Origin of the sequence: Pseudomonas syringae CC1557 (genome assembly GCF_000452705.1) — a bacterium.
GTDB lineage: Bacteria > Pseudomonadota > Gammaproteobacteria > Pseudomonadales > Pseudomonadaceae > Aquipseudomonas > Aquipseudomonas syringae_F.
In genome coordinates this window covers 463,456-482,629 of the sequence record NZ_CP007014.1, presented here as the reverse complement: position 1 = coordinate 482,629, position 19,174 = coordinate 463,456, and the positions used below count along the sequence as shown (strand labels likewise).

Annotated in this window: 16 protein-coding genes and 1 riboswitch; of the genes, 12 read left to right on the top strand and 4 right to left on the bottom strand. The window is 59.5% G+C overall.

Annotation, left to right across the window (positions count from 1 at the left end):
* Positions 1-51 precede the first annotated feature (51 nt).
* The 8 genes from choW (at position 52) to otnI (ending at position 8,137) form a co-directional block, all read left to right on the top strand.
* On the top strand, positions 52-897 hold the full coding sequence (gene choW / locus N018_RS02230; RefSeq protein WP_024645800.1) for a choline ABC transporter permease subunit: 846 nt from the start codon (positions 52-54) through the stop codon (positions 895-897).
* On the top strand, positions 894-2,072 hold the full coding sequence (gene choV / locus N018_RS02225) for a choline ABC transporter ATP-binding protein (protein ID WP_024675248.1): 1,179 nt from the start codon (positions 894-896) through the stop codon (positions 2,070-2,072). Before choW ends, choV begins: the two co-directional genes overlap by 4 nt.
* 144 nt (positions 2,073-2,216) lie before the next feature.
* Positions 2,217-2,672: a YkgJ family cysteine cluster protein gene (locus N018_RS02220; protein WP_024645802.1), complete on the top strand. Its 456-nt coding sequence runs from the start codon at positions 2,217-2,219 to the stop codon at positions 2,670-2,672.
* A 220-nt stretch (positions 2,673-2,892) separates the two neighbouring features.
* Positions 2,893-3,798 carry an L-threonate dehydrogenase gene (gene ltnD / locus N018_RS02215; RefSeq protein ID WP_024645803.1) on the top strand — a complete coding sequence of 302 codons (906 nt, stop codon included), beginning with the start codon at positions 2,893-2,895 and terminating at the stop codon, positions 3,796-3,798.
* A 10-nt stretch (positions 3,799-3,808) separates the two neighbouring features.
* A complete protein-coding gene (gene otnK / locus N018_RS02210) occupies positions 3,809-5,098 on the top strand; it encodes a 3-oxo-tetronate kinase (protein WP_025388739.1) in 1,290 nt (429 codons plus the stop codon).
* Positions 5,098-5,736, top strand: coding sequence for a 3-oxo-tetronate 4-phosphate decarboxylase (otnC, locus tag N018_RS02205; protein WP_024645805.1), 639 nt, complete (start codon positions 5,098-5,100; stop codon positions 5,734-5,736). Before otnK ends, otnC begins: the two co-directional genes overlap by 1 nt.
* A gap of 135 nt (positions 5,737-5,871) precedes the next feature.
* Positions 5,872-7,329 carry a GntT/GntP/DsdX family permease gene (locus N018_RS02200; protein WP_024645806.1) on the top strand — a complete coding sequence of 486 codons (1,458 nt, stop codon included), beginning with the start codon at positions 5,872-5,874 and terminating at the stop codon, positions 7,327-7,329.
* Between the two features lie 22 nt (positions 7,330-7,351).
* A complete protein-coding gene (otnI, locus tag N018_RS02195; RefSeq protein WP_025388738.1) occupies positions 7,352-8,137 on the top strand; it encodes a 2-oxo-tetronate isomerase in 786 nt (261 codons plus the stop codon).
* Positions 8,138-8,370: 233 nt separating this feature from the next.
* Here the strand turns inward: otnI and N018_RS02190 are convergent, their stop codons facing one another.
* The gene (locus tag N018_RS02190; protein ID WP_002551711.1) at positions 8,371-8,766 is read right to left on the bottom strand and encodes an acyl-CoA thioesterase; all 396 of its coding nucleotides are present in this window, start codon (positions 8,764-8,766) and stop codon (positions 8,371-8,373) included.
* Positions 8,767-9,114: 348 nt separating this feature from the next.
* Positions 9,115-9,224: riboswitch (S-adenosyl-L-homocysteine riboswitch) on the top strand.
* A gap of 23 nt (positions 9,225-9,247) precedes the next feature.
* Between N018_RS02190 and ahcY the strand changes: the two genes are divergently transcribed.
* From ahcY to N018_RS02175, 3 genes are all read left to right on the top strand, one after another.
* Positions 9,248-10,657, top strand: coding sequence for an adenosylhomocysteinase (gene ahcY / locus N018_RS02185; RefSeq protein ID WP_024645808.1), 1,410 nt, complete (start codon positions 9,248-9,250; stop codon positions 10,655-10,657).
* Between the two features lie 150 nt (positions 10,658-10,807).
* Entirely contained in the window at positions 10,808-11,653 is an 846-nt protein-coding gene (metF, locus tag N018_RS02180) for a methylenetetrahydrofolate reductase [NAD(P)H] (RefSeq protein ID WP_024645809.1), read from the top strand.
* Between the two features lie 310 nt (positions 11,654-11,963).
* Entirely contained in the window at positions 11,964-13,856 is a 1,893-nt protein-coding gene (locus N018_RS02175) for a DEAD/DEAH box helicase (RefSeq protein ID WP_025388737.1), read from the top strand.
* 341 nt (positions 13,857-14,197) lie between these two features.
* On the opposite strand, the gene N018_RS02170 is transcribed toward N018_RS02175, so the two are convergent.
* The 3 genes from N018_RS02170 to N018_RS02160 all read right to left on the bottom strand — a co-directional run bounded on the left by N018_RS02170 (position 14,198) and on the right by N018_RS02160 (position 17,556).
* Positions 14,198-14,776 carry a YceI family protein gene (locus N018_RS02170; protein WP_002551707.1) on the bottom strand — a complete coding sequence of 193 codons (579 nt, stop codon included), beginning with the start codon at positions 14,774-14,776 and terminating at the stop codon, positions 14,198-14,200.
* 27 nt (positions 14,777-14,803) lie between these two features.
* Positions 14,804-15,352, bottom strand: a complete 549-nt coding sequence (locus tag N018_RS02165; protein ID WP_024646489.1) for a cytochrome b — start codon at positions 15,350-15,352, stop codon at positions 14,804-14,806.
* Between the two features lie 356 nt (positions 15,353-15,708).
* Positions 15,709-17,556, bottom strand: a complete 1,848-nt coding sequence (locus N018_RS02160) for a flavin monoamine oxidase family protein (protein ID WP_025388736.1) — start codon at positions 17,554-17,556, stop codon at positions 15,709-15,711.
* A 207-nt stretch (positions 17,557-17,763) separates the two neighbouring features.
* On the opposite strand from N018_RS02160, the gene N018_RS02155 reads away from it, so the two are divergent.
* Complete coding sequence (locus tag N018_RS02155; RefSeq protein WP_025388735.1) at positions 17,764-19,170, top strand: adenosylmethionine--8-amino-7-oxononanoate transaminase; 1,407 nt, start codon at positions 17,764-17,766, stop codon at positions 19,168-19,170.
* Positions 19,171-19,174 lie beyond the last annotated feature (4 nt).

The window sequence follows — 19,174 nt, the reverse complement described above, 5'->3', positions numbered from 1 at the left end:
CCTGCCCCGCCTGTTGCCCTCTCCACCTTCCGCAAGCGGATATCCGATACCATGCTGATTGATCAAAAAATCCCTCTGGGCGAGTACATCGCCGCGTTTGTCGACTGGTTGACGGCCAACGGCGCCGACTACTTCGACGCGATTGCCTCGACACTGGAAATGATGATCCACGGATTCACCTTCGCGCTGACCTGGTTCAATCCGTTTGTATTGATCGGCCTCATTGGCGCGCTCGCGCACTTTATCCAGCGCAAGTGGGGCCTGACGGTTTTCGTCATTCTTTCATTCCTGCTGATCCTGAACCTGCATTACTGGCAGGAAACCATGGAAACCCTGGCGCAAGTGCTATTTGCCACCCTGGTCTGTGTCGTCATCGGCGTGCCGCTGGGCATCATTGCCGCGCACAAACCGCTGTTCTACACGATCATCCGCCCGTTGCTCGACCTGATGCAGACCGTTCCCACCTTCGTTTATCTGATCCCGACGCTCACGCTGTTCGGCCTTGGCGTGGTGCCGGGCCTGATCTCGACCGTGGTCTTCGCCATCGCCGCACCGATACGCCTGACGTATCTGGGCATTCGCGATGTGCCTCAGGAACTGCTGGACGCCGGCAAGGCCTTTGGTTCGTCACAGCGACAGCTGCTGACCCGCATCGAACTGCCGTACGCCATGCCGAGCATCGCGGCCGGCATTACCCAGTGCATCATGTTGTCGTTATCGATGGTGGTAATCGCGGCACTGGTAGGTGCTGATGGCTTGGGTAAACCGGTGGTCAATGCGCTGAACACCGCCGACATCGCGCTCGGTTTCGAAGCAGGTCTGGCAATCGTATTGCTGGCAATCATGCTCGACCGCATCTGCAAACAACCCGAAGCCAAGAAAGGGTCCGACGCATGAGCATCATCAAATTCGACAAGGTAGACGTCATCTTCTCCAAGGACCCGCGTGAGGCCCTCAAGCTTCTGGATGAAGGCCTTACGCGTGACCAGATCCTCAAGAAAACCGGACAGATCGTCGGCGTCGAAAACGCCAGTCTCGATATCGAAAAGGGCGAAATCTGCGTATTGATGGGCCTCTCGGGCTCAGGCAAATCCAGCCTTTTGCGCTGTATCAACGGTCTTAATACCGTGAGCCGTGGTTCGCTGTTCGTCGAGCACGAAGGCTCGCAGATCAATATCGCCAATTGCAGCGCCGCCGAACTGAAGATGATGCGCACCAAGCGCATCGCGATGGTGTTCCAGAAGTTCGCCCTGATGCCCTGGTTGACGGTGCGCGAGAACATCAGTTTCGGCCTGGAAATGCAGGGTCGCCCTGAAAAGGAACGGCGCAAGCTGGTGGATGAAAAGCTGGAGCTGGTCGGCCTGACCCAGTGGCGCAACAAGAAGCCGGACGAACTTTCCGGTGGTATGCAGCAGCGCGTGGGACTGGCCCGAGCATTGGCGATGGACGCCGACATTCTGCTGATGGACGAACCGTTCTCGGCGCTCGACCCGTTGATCCGCCAGGGATTGCAGGATGAGCTGCTCGCCCTGCAAAGCAAGCTGAGCAAGACCATCGTGTTCGTCAGCCACGATCTGGATGAGGCGCTGAAACTCGGCAGCCGCATTGCCATCATGAAAGACGGCCGCATCGTGCAGTACAGCGTGCCGGAACAGATCGTCCTCAACCCGGCTGATGAGTACGTGCGGACCTTCGTTGCGCACACCAACCCGTTGAATGTGCTGTGTGGTCGCAGCCTGATGCGCACCGTCGATGACTGCACAAGGGTCAATGGCTCGGTGTGTCTGGACCCGAGTGGCGACTCGTGGCTTGATCTGGCAGAAGGCAATGTGATCAAGGGCGCACGCCAGGGCGCCGGCCCGCTTGACCTGCAAAACTGGACCCCTGGCCAGGACGTGAACAGTCTGGATCGCCGCCCGACGCTGGTGCATTCCAACATAGGCATGCGCGACGCCTTGCAGATCCGCTACCAGACAGGCAATAAACTGGTCTTGCAGGACGGCAATCAGGTGGTCGGCATTCTCGGCGATACCGAGCTATACCACGCACTGCTGGGTAAAAATCATGGGTAGGTGAGGCAGCGACGAGCTGCAAGCTGCGAGCTACAAGCCAGGAGCCGTTTGCTTTTAGCTTGCCGCCTGTAGCTTGTAGCTTGCCGCTCACCCCTTGCCCCTTTATGATCGCGCGCCCTGTTGCACCTGAAACCCGGAAGTAAAATGAAATCCACCTTGATCGCCGCCGCAGAACTCGATCGTATCGATACCTGGGCCAAGTACTCCAGCCACATGTGCGGGGGCTGCGTGTCCAGTTGCTGCACGTTACCGGTCGAAGTGAAGATCAAGGACCTGATCCGCATCGGCATCGTCGATGAGTTCGAACGGGGTGATCCGGCGAAGAACATCGCCAAGCGTTTGCAAAAAGAAGGCATCGTCGAGCGCTACAACCAGAAGTCGGAAATCTTCACCCTGCAGCGCATGAGTAACAACGACTGCCTGTATCTGGACCGCAAAAGCCGTCTGTGTACGATCTACGATAAACGCCCGGACACCTGCCGCAACCATCCGAAGATCGGCCCGCGCCCGGGTTACTGCGCCTACAAGCCCAAAGACGTAGTTCGCCAGGAAAGCGGTTCACTGAAAAACGCCACCAGCGCGCCAGTGCCTAAATTCTGACCGCGTCGCAATCGAACGATTTCAATCAAGCCCCGACAAGGGGCTTTTTTGTGGGCGATGGAAAATGGTTACAAGAGATCCGCCTGAGTGTTAATTTTTGTTAGAAATAAAAATACTTCACATTATTTACCTATTGATTCACTATCGGATTCACAGATCAGAACAATAACGTTCGAATGTCGGCATCACGGACATCGACACAGACTTTGAGGATTACGGCATGAACAGCAAAAATGTTGGCGTTATCGGCCTGGGTGCGATGGGCCTGGGCATTGCCCGCTCGTTGCTGCGCAGCGGTTTCAATGTGCATGCCTGCGATGTGCGCAGCAGCGTGACTGAAGCATTCGCCCAGGAAGGTGGTGTTGCCTGCGAATCTCCCGCCAGCATGGCGGCAGCCTGCGATGTGATCATTACCGTCGTGGTCAATGCCGAGCAGACCGAGACCGTTCTGTTTGGTGAGAACGGCGCAGTTGCAGCCTTGCGCCCGGGCAGCCTGGTGATTGGTTGCGCCACCGTCGCGCCAACCTTCGCGGTGGAGCTCGGCGAGCGGCTGGCCGCGCAACACCTGCTGTACCTCGACGCACCGATCTCCGGCGGCGCCGCCAAAGCCGCCTCCGGCCAGATGACCATGATGACCTCCGGCCCCGCCGATTCCTACGCCAAGGCTGAAGCCATCCTCAATGGCATGGCCGGCAAGGTCTACCGCCTGGGCGACGTCCACGGGTTGGGCTCGAAAGTCAAAATCATCAATCAGTTGCTGGCTGGCGTCCACATCGCTGCCAGTGCCGAGGCCATGGCGCTCGGCCTGCGTGAAGGCGTGGATGCCGACGCGCTGTACGAAGTGATCACCAACAGCGCCGGCAACTCGTGGATGTTCGAAAACCGCGTGCCGCACATCCTCAACGCCGATTACACACCGCTGTCGGCTGTGGATATCTTCGTCAAGGACCTCGGCCTGGTACTGGATACCGCCCGCAGCAGCAAATTCCCGTTGCCGCTGTCGGCCACGGCGCACCAAATGTTCATGCAGGCCTCCAGTGCCGGTTTCGGCCGTGAGGATGACTCGGCGGTGATCAAGATTTTCCCGGGCATTGAATTGCCGAAAGCCAAGCCAGAAAAAGCCTGAGGAGCGAATGATGAGCCTGAACAACGCTCGCCCGCTGCTGGGCTGTATTGCTGACGATTTCACCGGCGCGACCGACCTGGCCAATATGCTGGTGCGTGGCGGCATGCGTACGGTGCAGAGCATCGGCATTCCCGGCGCCGAGATGGCGGCGGATCTGGACGCCGATGCAATTGTCATCGCACTGAAATCGCGTACTACGCCCAGCGCTGAAGCGGTGGCTGAATCCCTGGCTGCGCTGGAGTGGCTGCGCGAACGCGGCTGCGAGCAAATCTTTTTCAAATACTGCTCGACCTTCGATTCGACTGCCGCCGGTAACATCGGTCAGGTCAGCGAGGCGTTACTGGCGCAATTGGGCAGCGATTTCACTCTCGCCTGCCCGGCCTTCCCGGAAAACGGTCGCACCATCTTCCGTGGTCACCTGTTTGTGCAGGACCAGTTGCTCAGCGAATCGGGCATGCAGAACCACCCGCTCACGCCTATGACCGATGCCAACCTGGTGCGTGTGCTGCAAGCGCAAACCTCCGCCAAGGTCGGCCTGTTGCGTTACGACACGGTCGCCAAAGGCGTCGACAGCGTGCGCAGCAAAATTGCCGAACTGCGTGCCGAGGGCGTGAGCATGGCGATTGCTGACGCCCTGTCGGACGCCGACCTGTACACGCTGGGCGAAGCCTGCGCCGACCTGCCGCTGCTGACCGGTGGTTCAGGGTTGGCACTGGGCCTGCCTGGCAACTTCCGCAAGGCGGGCAAGCTGCGCGACATTGACGCGGCTAAACAAATAGCCATCAGTGGTGGTGAAGTGGTACTGGCTGGCAGCGCCTCGGTCGCCACCAACGGTCAGGTTGCGGCCTGGCTGGAAGACAACCGTCCTGCCTTGCGCATCAATCCGCTGGATCTGGCCGCAGGCAAACCGGTGGTTGAACAGGCACTGGCGTTTGCCAGAGACTCCGGGCAAACCGTGTTGATCTATGCCACCAGCACCCCGGATGAAGTCAAAGCCGTGCAGAAAGAATTGGGCGTCGAACGCTCCGGTGCAATGGTCGAAGCCGCGCTGGGCGAGATCGCCAAAGGCCTGCTGGACGCTGGCGTGCGGCGCTTCGTAGTGGCGGGAGGCGAAACCTCCGGCGCAGTGGTTCAAGCACTGGGCGTGCAATTGCTACAGATTGGCGCACAGATTGATCCGGGCGTTCCGGCCACCGTCAGCAGTGGCGCTCAACCGCTGGCACTGGCGCTGAAATCCGGCAATTTCGGCGCACGCGACTTCTTCGCCAAGGCCCTCAAGCAATTGGCGGGGGCAGCCTGATGATCGATGAAAACGCTTTGCGTCAGGAAATCTGCGATGTCGGCAGGCTGTTGTACGGTCGTGGCTACACGGTCGGCAGCGCGGGCAACATCAGCGCACGACTCGACGACGGCTGGCTGATCACCCCGACCGATGCCTGCCTGGGCCGCATGGACCCGGCCGATATTGCCAAGGTCAATCTTGCCGGTGAGTGGGTGTCGGGCAGCAAGCCTTCCAAGACCCTGGCGCTGCACCGCGAAGTCTACGACCGCAACCCGCAGGTCGGCGGCGTGGTGCACACCCACTCGACGCATCTGGTCGCACTGACCCTGGCGGGCGTCTGGCGTGAAGACGACATTCTGCCGCCACTGACGCCGTATCAAGTCATGAAGGTCGGGCACATCCCGCTAATCGCTTACGAGCGTCCCGGCTCGCCGAAAGTTGCCGAGCGTGTGGCACAACTCGCCAATAGCGTGCGCGGCGTGATGCTCGAACGGCTCGGCCCGGTGGTCTGGGAAAGCTCGGTCGCCAAGGCCTGCTATGCCTTGGAAGAGCTGGAAGAAACTGCTCGCCTGTGGCTGATGACCGAGCCCAGACCCGAACCGCTTAACCCGGCGGCGCTTGAAGAGTTGCGTCAGGTGTTCGGTGCCAAGTGGTAACGAGCACACATTGATCGTGAGGCGCGCTGCGCTTCACGGCCGAAAAACAATAACAACAGGAATCGAGAGCATGACTTACCTCCACACCGCTGTTTCGTTGTTCTTCCCTACCACCACAGGCTGGAGTGTGCAGGCATGACACCACTCATGTTGATGGTCGTGGCAGGTGCGGGCATCGCCCTGCTGCTGTTCCTGGTGCTCAAGTACAAATTTCAGCCATTCGTTGCGTTGATGCTGGTCAGTATCATCGTGGCGTTGGTCGCCGGTGTTAAGCCAGCCGATCTGGTTGCCACTATCGAAGGCGGCATGGGCAAGACGCTTGGCCATATCGCAATCATTATTGCGCTGGGCGCGATGATCGGACGCATCATCGAGCTGTCGGGCGGTGCCGAAGCGCTGGCCAAAACCCTGATCAACCGCTTCGGCAACAAGCGCACGCCGCTGGCCCTGACGGTTGCGGGCTTCATGGTCGGCATTCCGGTGTTCTTCGAGGTAGGCGTGATCATCCTCATGCCCTTGGCTTACGGTGTGGCACGGGCGGCACGCAAGCCGCTGCTGATTTTTGCACTGCCGATGTGTGCAGCTCTGCTGGCGGTGCATGCGTTCCTGCCGCCGCACCCCGGCGCAGTCGCCGCTGCCAGCCAGTTGGGCGCAGACCTGGGGCGTGTACTGATGCTGGGTATTCCAATCGTGGCGGTGCTCTGCGCAATCGGTTACTTCGTCGCAGGCCGCATGACGCGTAAAACCTACCCGATGACCGACGACATTCGCGCCGAAGTCTACGGCTCGCACGTCACCAACGAAGACCTCGAAGCCTGGGCGCGCAATGACTATTCAGGCGTGCGTGAAGCGACCGAAACCAGAACCCTGGGCGCCGAAGAAAGCGCCAGCAGCCTGGCGAGCAAACTGCCGCCTGCGCCTGCACCGGGTTTCGGGCTGATCATCGCCCTGATTCTATTGCCGATTGTGTTAATCCTGCTGGGCACCCTGGCAACCACCCTGCTGCCCGCCACCTCTACGCTGCGTGCAGTGCTGACCGTAATCGGTGCGCCGCTGGTTGCGCTGTTGATCGACACGCTGCTGTGCGCCTGGTTGCTGGGGTCGCGCCGTGGCTGGAGCCGTTCTCAGGTGTCCGACGTTATCGGCTCGGCCTTGCCGGGTGTAGCGATGGTGATCCTGATTGCGGGCGCCGGTGGCGTATTCGGCAAGGTGCTGGTCGATACCGGAATCGGTGCCGTGGTCTCCGAGGCGCTGCGCAACACTGGTCTGCCGGTGCTGGCGCTGGGCTTCCTGCTGACGCTGTTGCTGCGTGCCGTTCAAGGTTCTACCACCGTGGCGCTGGTGACCACGGCCGGTATTCTCAGCCCACTGATCGCCACGCTGGACCTGAGCGCCAACCATCTGGCCCTGCTGTGCCTGGCAATGGGCGGTGGCGGTCTGGCCATGTCGCACATCAACGATGCCGGTTACTGGATGTTCACCAAGCTGGCGGGCCTCAACGTCGCCGACGGCTTGCGCACCTGGACCGTGCTGGTCACGCTGCTCGGCACACTGGGCTTCGTGATCACCCTGCTGCTTTGGCCATTCGTCTGACCCTTTGAAGACTGGAGTTAACATGCCTCGTTTTGCCGCCAACCTCAGCATGCTGTATCCACAGCATGATTTTCTTGAGCGCTTTGCCGCAGCCGCCGCCGATGGTTTCGGCGCGGTCGAGTATCTGTTTCCCTATGCCTACACGCCGCAGGAACTCAAACAGCGCCTGACCGACAACGGTCTGGTGCAGGCGCTGTTCAACGCCCCGCCGGGTGACTGGGATGCCTGCGAGCGCGGCATCGCCACGCTGCCGGGCCGCGAAGCGGAATTTCGCAGCGGCGTTGAACGTGCGCTGGAATACGCGCAGGTGCTGGGCAACGACCGCGTTCATGTAATGGCCGGGCTGCTGCCTGACGAGAACCTGCGTGAGCGTCATCAGGCGGTCTATCTGGAAAATCTTGCGTTCGCGGCGCAACAGGCCAAGGGCGCAGGCGTCACGATCCTGATCGAGCCGATCAACACCCGAGACATGCCGGGCTTTTTCCTCAATCGCCAGGATCAAGCGCAGGACATCTGCAAGCTGGTGGGCGCTGACAACCTGAAAGTGCAGTTCGACTGCTACCACTGCCAGATCGTCGAAGGTGACCTGACCACCAAACTGCGTCGTGACTTTGCAGGCATCGGCCATATCCAGATCGCAGGCGTACCGGACCGTCACGAGCCGAACCTCGGTGAACTGAACTACGAGCATCTGTTCAACGTCATCGACGAGCTGGGTTATAGCGGCTGGATCGGCTGCGAATACCGTCCGAAAGGCGACACCAGCGAAGGTTTGGAATGGCTACGCCAGTTACAGGCAAAGGGCTGATTACGAGGCGCTAAAGAAGACGCGGAGCGTCATGAACGGCATTCCCACGCGGAGTGGTGGAACGATAATCTCGACTATCGTGCGACGCTCCGCGTCGGCATGCCTTTCTGGACGCTCTGCGTCCGATCTTAAGCGTGCGGTGCGGCGCAGATGTGTGACGCGAGCGTCACGAAAGGCAGTCCATTGGAGTGAGGAACGATAGGCGTCCGAAAGAACACCTATCCAGGGTGAGATCAGTCCTCGACGTCGAACTGATCCTTGATATAGCGAATTTCAGTCCGGCCGTGTGGCGCAGGTTGGCCGTCTTCGTCGAGGTTGACGAAGACGATCTTCTCGACCGTGAGGATGCTTTTGCGGGTGATCTTGTTGCGCACCTGGCATTTCAGGGTAATCGAGGTACGACCGAACTCGGTGGCGGTAATACCCAGTTCGATGATGTCGCCCTGGCGCGAAGCGCTGACGAAGTTGATCTCGGAAATGTACTTGGTCACCACCCGCTGATTACCCAACTGGACGATGGCGTAGATCGCGGCTTCTTCATCAATCCAGCGCAGCAGGCTACCGCCGAACAACGTGCCGTTAGGGTTCAGGTCTTCGGGCTTTACCCACTTGCGGGTGTGGAAATTCATGTTCACTCCTGAGCGTCTGGCCTGTAGAGAACTGCATGATGGCAGAGCCAGCGGCCCCTGCCCATGTCATTGCGCAGTTGCATCGCAGTTGTAAGCAGCAATAATGTCATCCAGCGAGCCACCACGGTCGGTCGGGCTTTCCTGCTGTTCGAACCGGAGGATCAACATGTCCGAACCGGACATCAGGTCTGTTGCCAGGCCGGGATCAATGAGTTGCGATAGAGGAATATAGCGGTCGAAAGTCCGCCGAACGGTGATCCGACAGAAAGCCTTGGGAAGAATCGCGAGCGCAGCTATACTGCAAAACGTTTCAAAACGGTCATCAACGCTTGGTACCGTTCCCGCCACCTGTCCGAGGGGCGCTGCAGCAGGTTTTCCCTGTCAGGCTCGGATGGGGCGTTGTTTGCAGGGCTGATCACAGCCGGCAAGCCTTAAACGCACAACGGCGCCCATTCGCATATTTATGGAATGGAGACTCTCAATGAGTGCTGTAATCACGCCCGCAGGTTTTAATGACTTCAAGGTCGCCGACATTTCCCTGGCTGCCTGGGGTCGCCGCGAAACCATTATCGCCGAATCCGAAATGCCTGCCCTGATGGGCCTGCGCCGCAAATACGCCGCTGAGCAGCCGCTCAAAGGCGCGAAAATTCTCGGCTGCATCCACATGACCATTCAGACTGCCGTGCTGATCGAAACCCTGGTTGCCCTGGGTGCCGAAGTACGCTGGTCGTCGTGCAACATCTTTTCGACTCAGGACCAGGCCGCTGCTGCCATCGCCGCTGCCGGTATTGCTGTGTACGCCTGGAAAGGCGAAACCGAAGAAGAATACGAGTGGTGCATCGAGCAGACCATCCTCAAGGATGGCCAGCCTTGGGACGCCAACATGATCCTCGACGACGGCGGCGACCTGACCGAGATCATCCACAAGAAATACCCGGCGATGCTGGACAAGATCCACGGCGTCACCGAAGAAACCACCACGGGCGTTCACCGCCTGCTGGACATGCTGGCCAAGGGCGAGCTGAAAATCCCGGCCATCAACGTCAACGACTCGGTGACCAAGAGCAAGAACGACAACAAGTACGGCTGCCGTCACAGCCTGAACGACGCCATCAAGCGCGGCACCGACCACTTGCTGTCCGGCAAGCAGGCGCTGGTGATTGGCTACGGTGACGTGGGCAAGGGTTCGGCCCAGTCCCTGCGTCAGGAAGGCATGATCGTCAAAGTGACCGAAGTCGATCCGATCTGTGCCATGCAAGCGTGCATGGACGGTTTCGAACTGGTTTCCCCGTTCATCGACGGCGAAAACGACGGCACCGAAGCGAGCATCGACAAAGCGCTGCTGGGCAAGATCGACCTGATCGTGACCACCACCGGTAACGTCAACGTGTGCGATTCCAACATGCTCAAAGCACTGAAAAAGCGTGCGGTCGTGTGCAACATCGGCCACTTCGACAACGAAATCGACACCGCTTTCATGCGCAAGAACTGGGCATGGGAAGAAGTGAAGCCACAGGTTCACAAGATCCATCGTACCGGCGCCGGCTCGTTCGACGCACAGAACGACGACTACCTGATTCTGCTGGCCGAAGGCCGTCTGGTAAACCTGGGCAACGCCACGGGCCACCCAAGCCGCATCATGGATGGCTCGTTCGCCAACCAGGTTCTGGCACAGATCTTCCTCTTCGATCAGAAGTACGCTGACCTGGCACCGGCCAAAAAAGCCGAGCGTCTGACCGTTGAAGTACTGCCGAAGAAACTCGACGAAGAAGTGGCCCTGGAAATGGTCCGCGGTTTCGGCGGCGTCGTGACCAAACTGACCAAGACCCAGGCCGATTACATCGGCGTGACCGTCGAAGGTCCGTTCAAGCCTGACGCTTATCGCTACTGATTGAGCAGGTTCGGACCGCTTCTTATGCAGAGGCGGATCGAGCGTAATCTGCCATCACCGGCAGCACTCTCTACGCCGGTGATGCTCAGTATCTGAAGGTCGTTCCGACCTTTTCGCGAACAAGTTCGCTCCTACGATGAGATCGGCTCCATGTCTCAAGAACGCCGCTTCAGCTTCGAGTTCTTCCCTACCAAGACCGACGCTGGACATGAAAAGCTGCTGACCGTTGCTCGTCAGCTGGCTACGTACAACCCCGATTTTTTCTCCTGCACCTACGGTGCAGGTGGTTCTACCCGAGACCGCACGCTAAATACCGTGCTGGAGCTGGAGAACGAAGTGAAAGTACCCGCCGCGCCGCATCTGTCGTGCGTTGGCGACAGCAAGGACGATTTGCGCAGCCTGCTGGCCCAGTACAAGGATGCGGGCATCAAACGCATCGTGGCCCTGCGCGGCGACCTGCCTTCGGGCATGGGCATGGCCAGCGGTGAGCTGCGTCACGCCAATGACCTGGTGAAGTTCATTCGTGAAGAAACCGGCAGCCACTTCCATATCGAAGTCGCCGCCTACCCGGAAATGCACCCTCAAGCGCGCAATTTCGAGGACGATCTCAAGCACTTCGTCAACAAGGCCAACGCCGGTGCCGACAGTGCAATCACTCAGTACTTCTTCAACGCCGACAGTTATTTCAACTTTGTCGAGCGCGTCGAGAAGATGGGCGTGAGCATCCCGATCGTGCCGGGCATCATGCCGATCACCAATTACAGCAAGCTGGCGCGCTTCTCCGATGCCTGCGGTGCGGAAATTCCGCGCTGGATCCGCAAGCAGCTGGAAGCCTACGGCGATGATGTGCAAAGCATTCAGGCGTTTGGCGAAGAAGTGATCACGCAGATGTGCGAAAGCCTGCTTGAAGGCGGCGCACCGGGCCTGCACTTCTACACGCTGAACCAGGCCGATCCGAGCCTGGCGGTGTGGAACAACCTTAAATTGCCACGCTGATACCGCTGTCACGCCGCGATCCGGGGAGTAATTCCCAGGCAATCGCGGCTTGGTACACCGTTGGGCAGCAGGAAAGCAGCGTATTGCGCTCGCTCTGTTATACTCCAGCCTTCCCGCCAGGCTTACGCCCGGACGCTCGGTCTTGCAATCGTCACTCGTTCACGCCCTCAGCGCAATTTTCATCAAGCGCAGACGTCACGAGATGCACTGAAGACCCGGCAGGACCGGACGGGATCGCGTTGTCTTTACACGCCATTCGCGCCAGGCAAGACATCCCTTGAGCTTAAGCTCCAACAGAACAGGATTACTCATGTCCTTTGCTTCCCTCGGTCTCTCCGAGGCTTTAGTCCGCGCCATCGAGGCAGCGGGCTATACCCAGCCTACTCCAGTGCAACAGCGGGCCATTCCCGCCGTGTTGCAAGGTCGTGACCTTATGGTTGCGGCACAGACAGGTACTGGTAAAACCGGCGGCTTCGCCCTCCCTATTCTGGAGCGGCTGTTTCCCAATGGTGTTCCGGACAAATCCCAGCGTCACGGCCCGCGCCAACCGCGCGTACTGGTCCTGACCCCGACTCGCGAACTCGCTGCGCAGGTACACGAGAGCTTCAAGCTCTACGCCCGCGACCTGAAGTTCGTCAGCGCCTGCATCTTCGGTGGCGTTGGCACGAACCCGCAGGTTCAGGCCATGGCCCGTGGTGTGGACGTACTGGTGGCCTGCCCTGGCCGCCTGCTCGACCTCGCCGGTCAAGGCAGCGTCGACCTGTCCCACGTCGAAATCCTGGTGCTTGATGAAGCAGACCGGATGCTCGACATGGGCTTTGTGCATGACGTCAAGAAGGTCCTCGCCCGCTTGCCTGCCAAGCGCCAGAACCTGCTGTTCTCGGCAACCTTCTCCAACGACATCACCGCATTGGCTGGCAAGCTGCTGCATAACCCGGAGCGCATCGAAGTCACGCCGCCGAACACCACGGTCGAGCGTATCGAGCAACGGGTTTTCCGCCTTCCGGCCAACCACAAACGCTCACTGCTGGCGCATTTGATTACCGTCGGTGCCTGGGAACAGGTGCTGATCTTCACGCGCACCAAGCATGGCGCCAACCGTCTGGCCGAGTACCTGGACAAGCACGGTCTTGCGGCCGTTGCGATCCACGGCAACAAGAGCCAGAACGCACGTACCAAGGCATTGGCTGATTTCAAGGCCGGTGATGTTCGCATCATGGTTGCCACCGATATCGCGGCTCGCGGGCTGGATATCGATCAGTTGCCGCACGTGGTCAACTTCGAGCTGCCTAACGTTGACGAAGATTACGTCCACCGTATCGGTCGTACCGGCCGTGCAGGTCGTTCCGGCGAAGCCATTTCGCTGGTCGCGCCGGACGAAGAGAAGCTGCTCAAAAGCATCGAGCGCATGACCAAACAGAAGATCCCGGATGGCGATCTGATGGGCTTCGACATCACCGCAGTCGAGGCTGAGAAGCCGGAAGTGCGTGAGCGTCCGGATGTTCGCAACCCGCGTGGTGCACGCCCTGCTCGTGGCGATGGCGACAAGAACAACGGTGGTCGTCGCGACAAGGGCAAGGATAAAGGCAAGGAGAAACCTGCCGCTGCAGCCGCCACTGGCGAACGCCCTGCCAGGCAGCCACGCGAAAAAAAACCTCGTGAGGGCACGCCTCGCAGCGAACAGCGTGCATCGCAACCTGCCACACCGCGCCCGGCTTCGGATCGCGCCCCTGACGAATTTCGTGATGACGAAGTAGACAACTTCGGCAATCGCGCTGACTACGTCAGCCCTTATCAGGGTAAAGGCCAGAACCGTGGTCGTCGCCCCGCTGCCGCGCCTGGCGCAGCCGCACCGGCCGCTGGCGGCGCTGCCCGTCCAGCCAGTCAGGGTCGCCCTGCCGGTGGTGCTCCACGCACCGGTTCAGGGACTGGCGCTCCAAAGCGTAACGGCTCGGGCACTTCGGCACCGCGCTCGCGCGACAGCCAGCCACGTGGCCGTCGTCCGGCCCGTGAAGAGCAACCCTTGCCGCGTGAAGGCCAGGAGCCAGCCGCGCGCGCCCCGCGTGACGGCCAGCCTCAGCCGAAGATCGTGCACAAGGAATCAAAGATCGACCGCTTCCCGTCTGCCGAGCAACTGGATCAGTTGCCAGCACGCCCACGCGGTGAAAAGCCGGCCCTGCTGACCCGCAACCGCGACAGCTGATAGCCACGCAACACACAAAACGCCCCGACCTGTTCGGGGCGTTTTTGTTTTCGGGCCTCGAGGAATGATCGCTCCCACGCTCCGCGTGGTAGAGCAACCCTGGACGCTCCGCGTCCGGTCTTGAGCAGGCAGCGCGGCCAAGATCTGTGACGCAGAGCGTCACGAAATGCATACCAACGCGGAGCATTGGCACGATAGTCACCTCAAGCGTTCTGACCGCAGAGTTGATCGCTCCCAGGCTCCGCGTGGTAGCGCAGCCCTGGACGCTCCGCGTCCGATCCTGGGCCACGCCAACAAAAACGCCGACCCAAGGGTCGGCGTTCTGTCGATCAAGCGTGCAATTACTTCTTCTGTACACCTTCGAAGCTGATGTCCAGGTCCAGCGTCTGCGACGTTGGGCCAGGGCCTTTGATACCGAAGTCGTTCAGGTTCAGCGTCGAAGTGCCGTTGAAGCCGGCACGGTAGCCGCCCCACGGATCCTTGCCTTCGCCGTTGAAAGTTGCCTTGATCACGATTGGCTTGGTGACGCCGTGCAGGGTCAGGTCGCCAGTGACGTCAGCCGTTTTCTCGCCGGTCGATTTGACAGCGGTGGAAACGAACTTGGCTTCCGGGTACTTGGCAACGTCCAGGAAATCCTTGCTGGAGATGTGCTTGTCGCGCTCGGCATGGTTAGTGAACAGGCTGGCGGTTTTCAGCTCGACATTGATCTTGCTGGCTTCTGGCTTGGCAGCGTCAAAACTGAACGTGCCGTCCCAGTCCTTGAACGTACCGTGAATGAAGCTGTAGCCCAGGTGGCTGATCTTGAAGTCAACGAATGCGTGTTGACCTTCCTTGTCGATTACGTAGTCGGCAGCCATGGCCTGACCGGCAGACAACAGTGCGGTACCCAGAGCCAGAGCGGCGAGAGACTTCTTCAACATGCTTTTATTCCCGTTTTGGTTGAACAATCAATTACGACCCAGCATGCGCTTGAGGGTCACATCGTGATCGATGAAATGGTGTTTCAGTGCAGCGAGGCCATGGAGCACCGCGAAAACCACGATGACCCACGCCAGATACAAATGAATCCAGCCGGCCGTTTCGGCCTGATCAGGCAAACCTGAAACCAGCGCAGGCACCTCGAACAGGCCAAATATCGGAATACCCACGCCATCGGCAGTGGATATGAGATAGCCGGCAAACATCACGGCAAATAGCGCAACGTACAAAAACAGGTGACCGAACGTTGCGCCGATACGCGTCAACTTACTGTAGCTGCTTAACGGCGGCGGTGGCGGGCTGAGCAAACGCCAGACCACGCGGATCAGCATGATCGCGAACAAGGTAATGCCAATGCTCTTGTGCAGATCAGGACCGGCCTTGCGCCAGGTATCGTAGTAATCCAGCCCTACCATCCACAGCCCCAAGGCGAACATGCCAAACACAACAGCGGCCACGCCCCAGTGCAGCACCATGCTGACCAGACCGTAGCGAGAGGATGAGTTACGTAGCTGCATTACCAGTACCTTGTCAGAAGTATTACCAGACTAGCGCTTTATCTATCGAATGAAAGCGCAAAATTTTGCTCTGACCTATCGAACAATACGATCTGTCGTGACAACATTTTGCGCTTCGGCGAGGCTGGTTTTATCAGTGTCTGAACCGCCTTTCAGCCGTGCAGACTGCCCTTGCCGCAACAGCATCTCGATAATTCGCGATCAGTAACACTTTGTAAGGACCATCGGCCGTTCGATACCGATGAACGGCAAAATCCCTCTACGCAAACCCGGTTCTTGTGTATAGAACGAAGCCGGCGTGCATAAAAAAGGAGCGCGGCATGAACCGCGCTCCTTTTGGGTCAGCCAGTGCCCGGTCAGTTGTTGACGTCGGCGGGTGCTGTTTCAGCAGGCGTTTTGGCGGGAGCAGGTTTGCTCGCCGCTTTTTTCGCTGCTTCCTTTTTTGCTGCCGCTTTTTTAGCCGCTTCTTTTTTCGCTGCCGCTTTCTTTGCGTCTTCCTTGGACTGCGCTTTTTTCACCGGCTCTGCTTTCACCGGCGGTTTGGCCGGCTGAACCACCGGGGCAACCACTGGCGCCGGAGCTACAACAGGTACTGGCGCTGGAGCAGGCTCCGGCGCTTTCTCTACCGGAGCAGGAACTGGTGCTGGTGCTTCTGAACCGCCAAACAGGCGCGAGAAGAAGCCCGGCTTTTCAGCCTGCGGTTTGGCAGGTTCAGCCGGTTTGTCAGAAGAACCACCCCCAAACAGATTGCTGAAGAAGTTGCCTTCTGACCGCTGCGTAGCCGGTGCCGGCGCTTTCGGCGGCGCAACCTTGACCGGTTCGAACGACTTGCCCGCCGCCAGATCCTGTACCTGGCTGGCAGCCCGCTGGCCGCTGCGCAACGCACCTTCCAACGTGCCGGGGTACAAGGTGTCGGTATGCTCACCGGCAAAGGCTACACGCAGAATCGGCCTTTCCCACAAGCGCCAGTACTTGCTGATCTGGCCCGGGCCATACGCCAGATACGAGCCAGCGGTCGATGGATCGACGCTGTAACGACGGATTTCATAGCCGGAGAAGGCGCCACGCGCTTCAGGGTAGAACGCGTTCAGACGGATCAACACCTGATCGACCATCTGCTTGTCGCCGAACGCCTGCATGATGCGGGCATTGTCGCCAGACAGGTTGATCACCACATTGGCGCCGCCCTTGAGTGCAGGCTCGATCCAGAGCATGCCCAGACCGGTGTTACTGAACACTTCACCCGACATACGCGCCTTGCTGTCCCAGACCGGAGTCTTGAACTTGAGCATGATCTGGTCGCGCCAGCCGTAATTGATACTCTTGATCGCACCCATGTGCTGAGCATCCAGCGCAGGTGTCATCTGAATCTTGCTCAGTGCGCGCAACGGCACAGCCATTACCACGTAATCGGCGGTGTAGCTGGTCGCGCCAGCCTTGACGGTGACCTTGTCTTTTTCCTGAACCACTGCCGACACCGGCGCGTTGGTCTTGACGGTCTTCAGTTGTTTGACGAACGCCTGAGTCAATACCGCGCTGCCACCGGGCAGGCGTGAGGCGCGCAAATCGCGCTCATCCACCGAACGGTAAACCCGCGATTGCTGTGCCAGATACAGCAGCGACAGGCGCGAAGGCTCGTCGTAGCGCGTACGAATCTGCTGGTTGATCAACTGACGGGCCGTGGCGGGCAGGTTCAGGCGGTCGAGCCAGTTGGCGACGTTGATCTGGTCCAGAGCGAACAGCGTGCTATTGGACGCCGGGTTTTCCGGGTCATCCACCGAGCGCGCCAGGTTGTCCAGCGTGTCGTTGTAACGCTTCATCGCTTCGGCGGTCGCAGGCTGTTTGACAGCCAGGTCGGCCTGGGTGAAGTACACGCCGTCGATCAGGTAGCCGGGCGTACGCACGAATTCCGGCGCGGGCACGGTAGTCAGCTTGAAGGTGTCCAGGTAGCGATTCAACACTGGCTGGGCCTTGGTGTTGCCGATCCATTCGCTGGTTGCCAGACCGGAGCGACCACCCAGAGCCGGCTTGGCTTCGAGCAGAGTCACCTGCCAGCCCTTGGCCTGCAGTTCATAGGCAGCGGTCAAACCCGCCAGACCACCACCAACGACAATCGCGGTGCGTTGTTTTTCATCGGCGAGCGTCGAAACGCTAACCAGCCCTGCAACTATCAGCGCACACGCGCGCAGCCACCCAGAAAGCATTCGGCGAACTCCGAAAAAGTAGGAAAGATTGGGCAGTCAGCCCGAAAAAACGACTCGCTGCGCAGGATACGCGAGCCATCAAATAGCCGCCAGCAATGTCCATCGACCGTTAAAAATGCATCAAAGGTTGTTCCATGGCCGGGCATTGCATAGGCTTGCGCGATTGTTCGTCCTCGCATCAGGCGAGTCGCTACCCGGAGATTGAAAATGGGCCTCAATGACCAGTGGATGCAACGTGACCTCAAGGTCCTGTGGCACCCCTGCACGCAGATGAAAGACCACGAAAATCTGCCACTGATACCGATCAAACGCGGCGAAGGCGTATGGCTCGAAGACTTTGAAGGCAAGCGTTATCTGGACGCTGTCAGCTCCTGGTGGGTCAACGTTTTCGGGCATGCCAACCCGCGCATCAACCAGCGCATCAAGGATCAGGTCGACCAGCTGGAACACGTGATTCTTGCCGGCTTCAGCCATCAGCCGGTCATCGAGTTGTCCGAGCGACTGGTCAAGCTCACGCCCGAGGGCCTGACACGTTGTTTCTACGCCGATAACGGCTCATCGTGCATCGAAGTTGCTCTGAAAATGAGTTTTCATTACTGGCTCAATCGCGGCCAGCCGGACAAGAAACGCTTTGTAACCCTGACCAACAGTTACCACGGCGAAACCATGGCCGCGATGTCGGTCGGTGACGTGCCGCTGTTCACTGAGACTTACAAGGCGCTGCTGCTGGACACCATCAAGGTGCCAAGCCCCGACTGCTATCACCGCCCTGAGGGCATGAGCTGGGAAGAGCATTCGCGCAACATGTTCGCAGCCATGGAGCAAACCCTGGCCGAGCATCACGCCACTGTCGCAGCAGTGATCGTAGAGCCGCTGATTCAGGGCGCAGGCGGCATGCGCATGTATCACCCGATCTACCTCAAGCTGCTGCGCGAGGCCTGCGACCGCTACGGCGTACACCTCATCCACGATGAAATCGCCGTGGGCTTCGGCCGTACCGGGACCATGTTTGCCTGCGAACAAGCGGGGATTCGCCCGGATTTCCTGTGCCTGTCCAAGGCGCTTACTGGCGGTTACCTGCCGTTGGCTGCGTGCGTGACGACAGACGACGTGTACGACGCTTTCTACGACGACTACCCGACCCTGCGCGCCTTTCTGCACTCGCACAGTTACACCGGCAACCCGCTGGCCTGCGCTGCGGCGCTGGCGACGCTGGATATCTTCGAGCAGGACAACGTCATCGAAAACAACAAGGCGCTGGCACAACGTATGGCGACCGCTACTGCGCATCTGGCGGATCACCCGCACGTTGCCGAAGTGCGCCAGACCGGTATGGCCATCGCTATCGAAATGGTTCAGGACAAGGCTACCAAGACCGCTTACCCGTGGCAGGAGCGCCGTGGCATGAAAGTCTTCCAGCACGCACTGGAGCGCGGCGCGCTGCTGCGGCCGCTGGGCAGCGTTGTGTATTTCCTGCCGCCTTACGTGATTACACCGGAGCAGATCGACTTCCTCGCAGAAGTGGCCACCGAAGGTATTGATATCGCGACACGCAGCAGCATCAGTGTTGCCGTTCGCGAGAACTTTCATCCGGATTTCAGGGATCCGGGTTAAAGGC

Bases quoted from the DNA above. Each gene is read 5' to 3' on its own strand.
- choW (WP_024645800.1), top strand. From the start codon at position 52: ATGCTGATTGATCAAAAAATCCCTCTGGGCGAGTACATCGCCGCGTTT.
- choV (WP_024675248.1), top strand. From the start codon at position 894: ATGAGCATCATCAAATTCGACAAGGTAGACGTCATCTTCTCCAAGGAC.
- N018_RS02220 (WP_024645802.1), top strand. From the start codon at position 2,217: ATGAAATCCACCTTGATCGCCGCCGCAGAACTCGATCGTATCGATACC.
- ltnD (WP_024645803.1), top strand. From the start codon at position 2,893: ATGAACAGCAAAAATGTTGGCGTTATCGGCCTGGGTGCGATGGGCCTG.
- otnK (WP_025388739.1), top strand. From the start codon at position 3,809: ATGAGCCTGAACAACGCTCGCCCGCTGCTGGGCTGTATTGCTGACGAT.
- otnC (WP_024645805.1), top strand. From the start codon at position 5,098: ATGATCGATGAAAACGCTTTGCGTCAGGAAATCTGCGATGTCGGCAGG.
- N018_RS02200 (WP_024645806.1), top strand. From the start codon at position 5,872: ATGACACCACTCATGTTGATGGTCGTGGCAGGTGCGGGCATCGCCCTG.
- otnI (WP_025388738.1), top strand. From the start codon at position 7,352: ATGCCTCGTTTTGCCGCCAACCTCAGCATGCTGTATCCACAGCATGAT.
- N018_RS02190 (WP_002551711.1), bottom strand. From the start codon at position 8,766: ATGAATTTCCACACCCGCAAGTGGGTAAAGCCCGAAGACCTGAACCCT.
- ahcY (WP_024645808.1), top strand. From the start codon at position 9,248: ATGAGTGCTGTAATCACGCCCGCAGGTTTTAATGACTTCAAGGTCGCC.
- metF (WP_024645809.1), top strand. From the start codon at position 10,808: ATGTCTCAAGAACGCCGCTTCAGCTTCGAGTTCTTCCCTACCAAGACC.
- N018_RS02175 (WP_025388737.1), top strand. From the start codon at position 11,964: ATGTCCTTTGCTTCCCTCGGTCTCTCCGAGGCTTTAGTCCGCGCCATC.
- N018_RS02170 (WP_002551707.1), bottom strand. From the start codon at position 14,776: ATGTTGAAGAAGTCTCTCGCCGCTCTGGCTCTGGGTACCGCACTGTTG.
- N018_RS02165 (WP_024646489.1), bottom strand. From the start codon at position 15,352: ATGCAGCTACGTAACTCATCCTCTCGCTACGGTCTGGTCAGCATGGTG.
- N018_RS02160 (WP_025388736.1), bottom strand. From the start codon at position 17,556: ATGCTTTCTGGGTGGCTGCGCGCGTGTGCGCTGATAGTTGCAGGGCTG.
- N018_RS02155 (WP_025388735.1), top strand. From the start codon at position 17,764: ATGGGCCTCAATGACCAGTGGATGCAACGTGACCTCAAGGTCCTGTGG.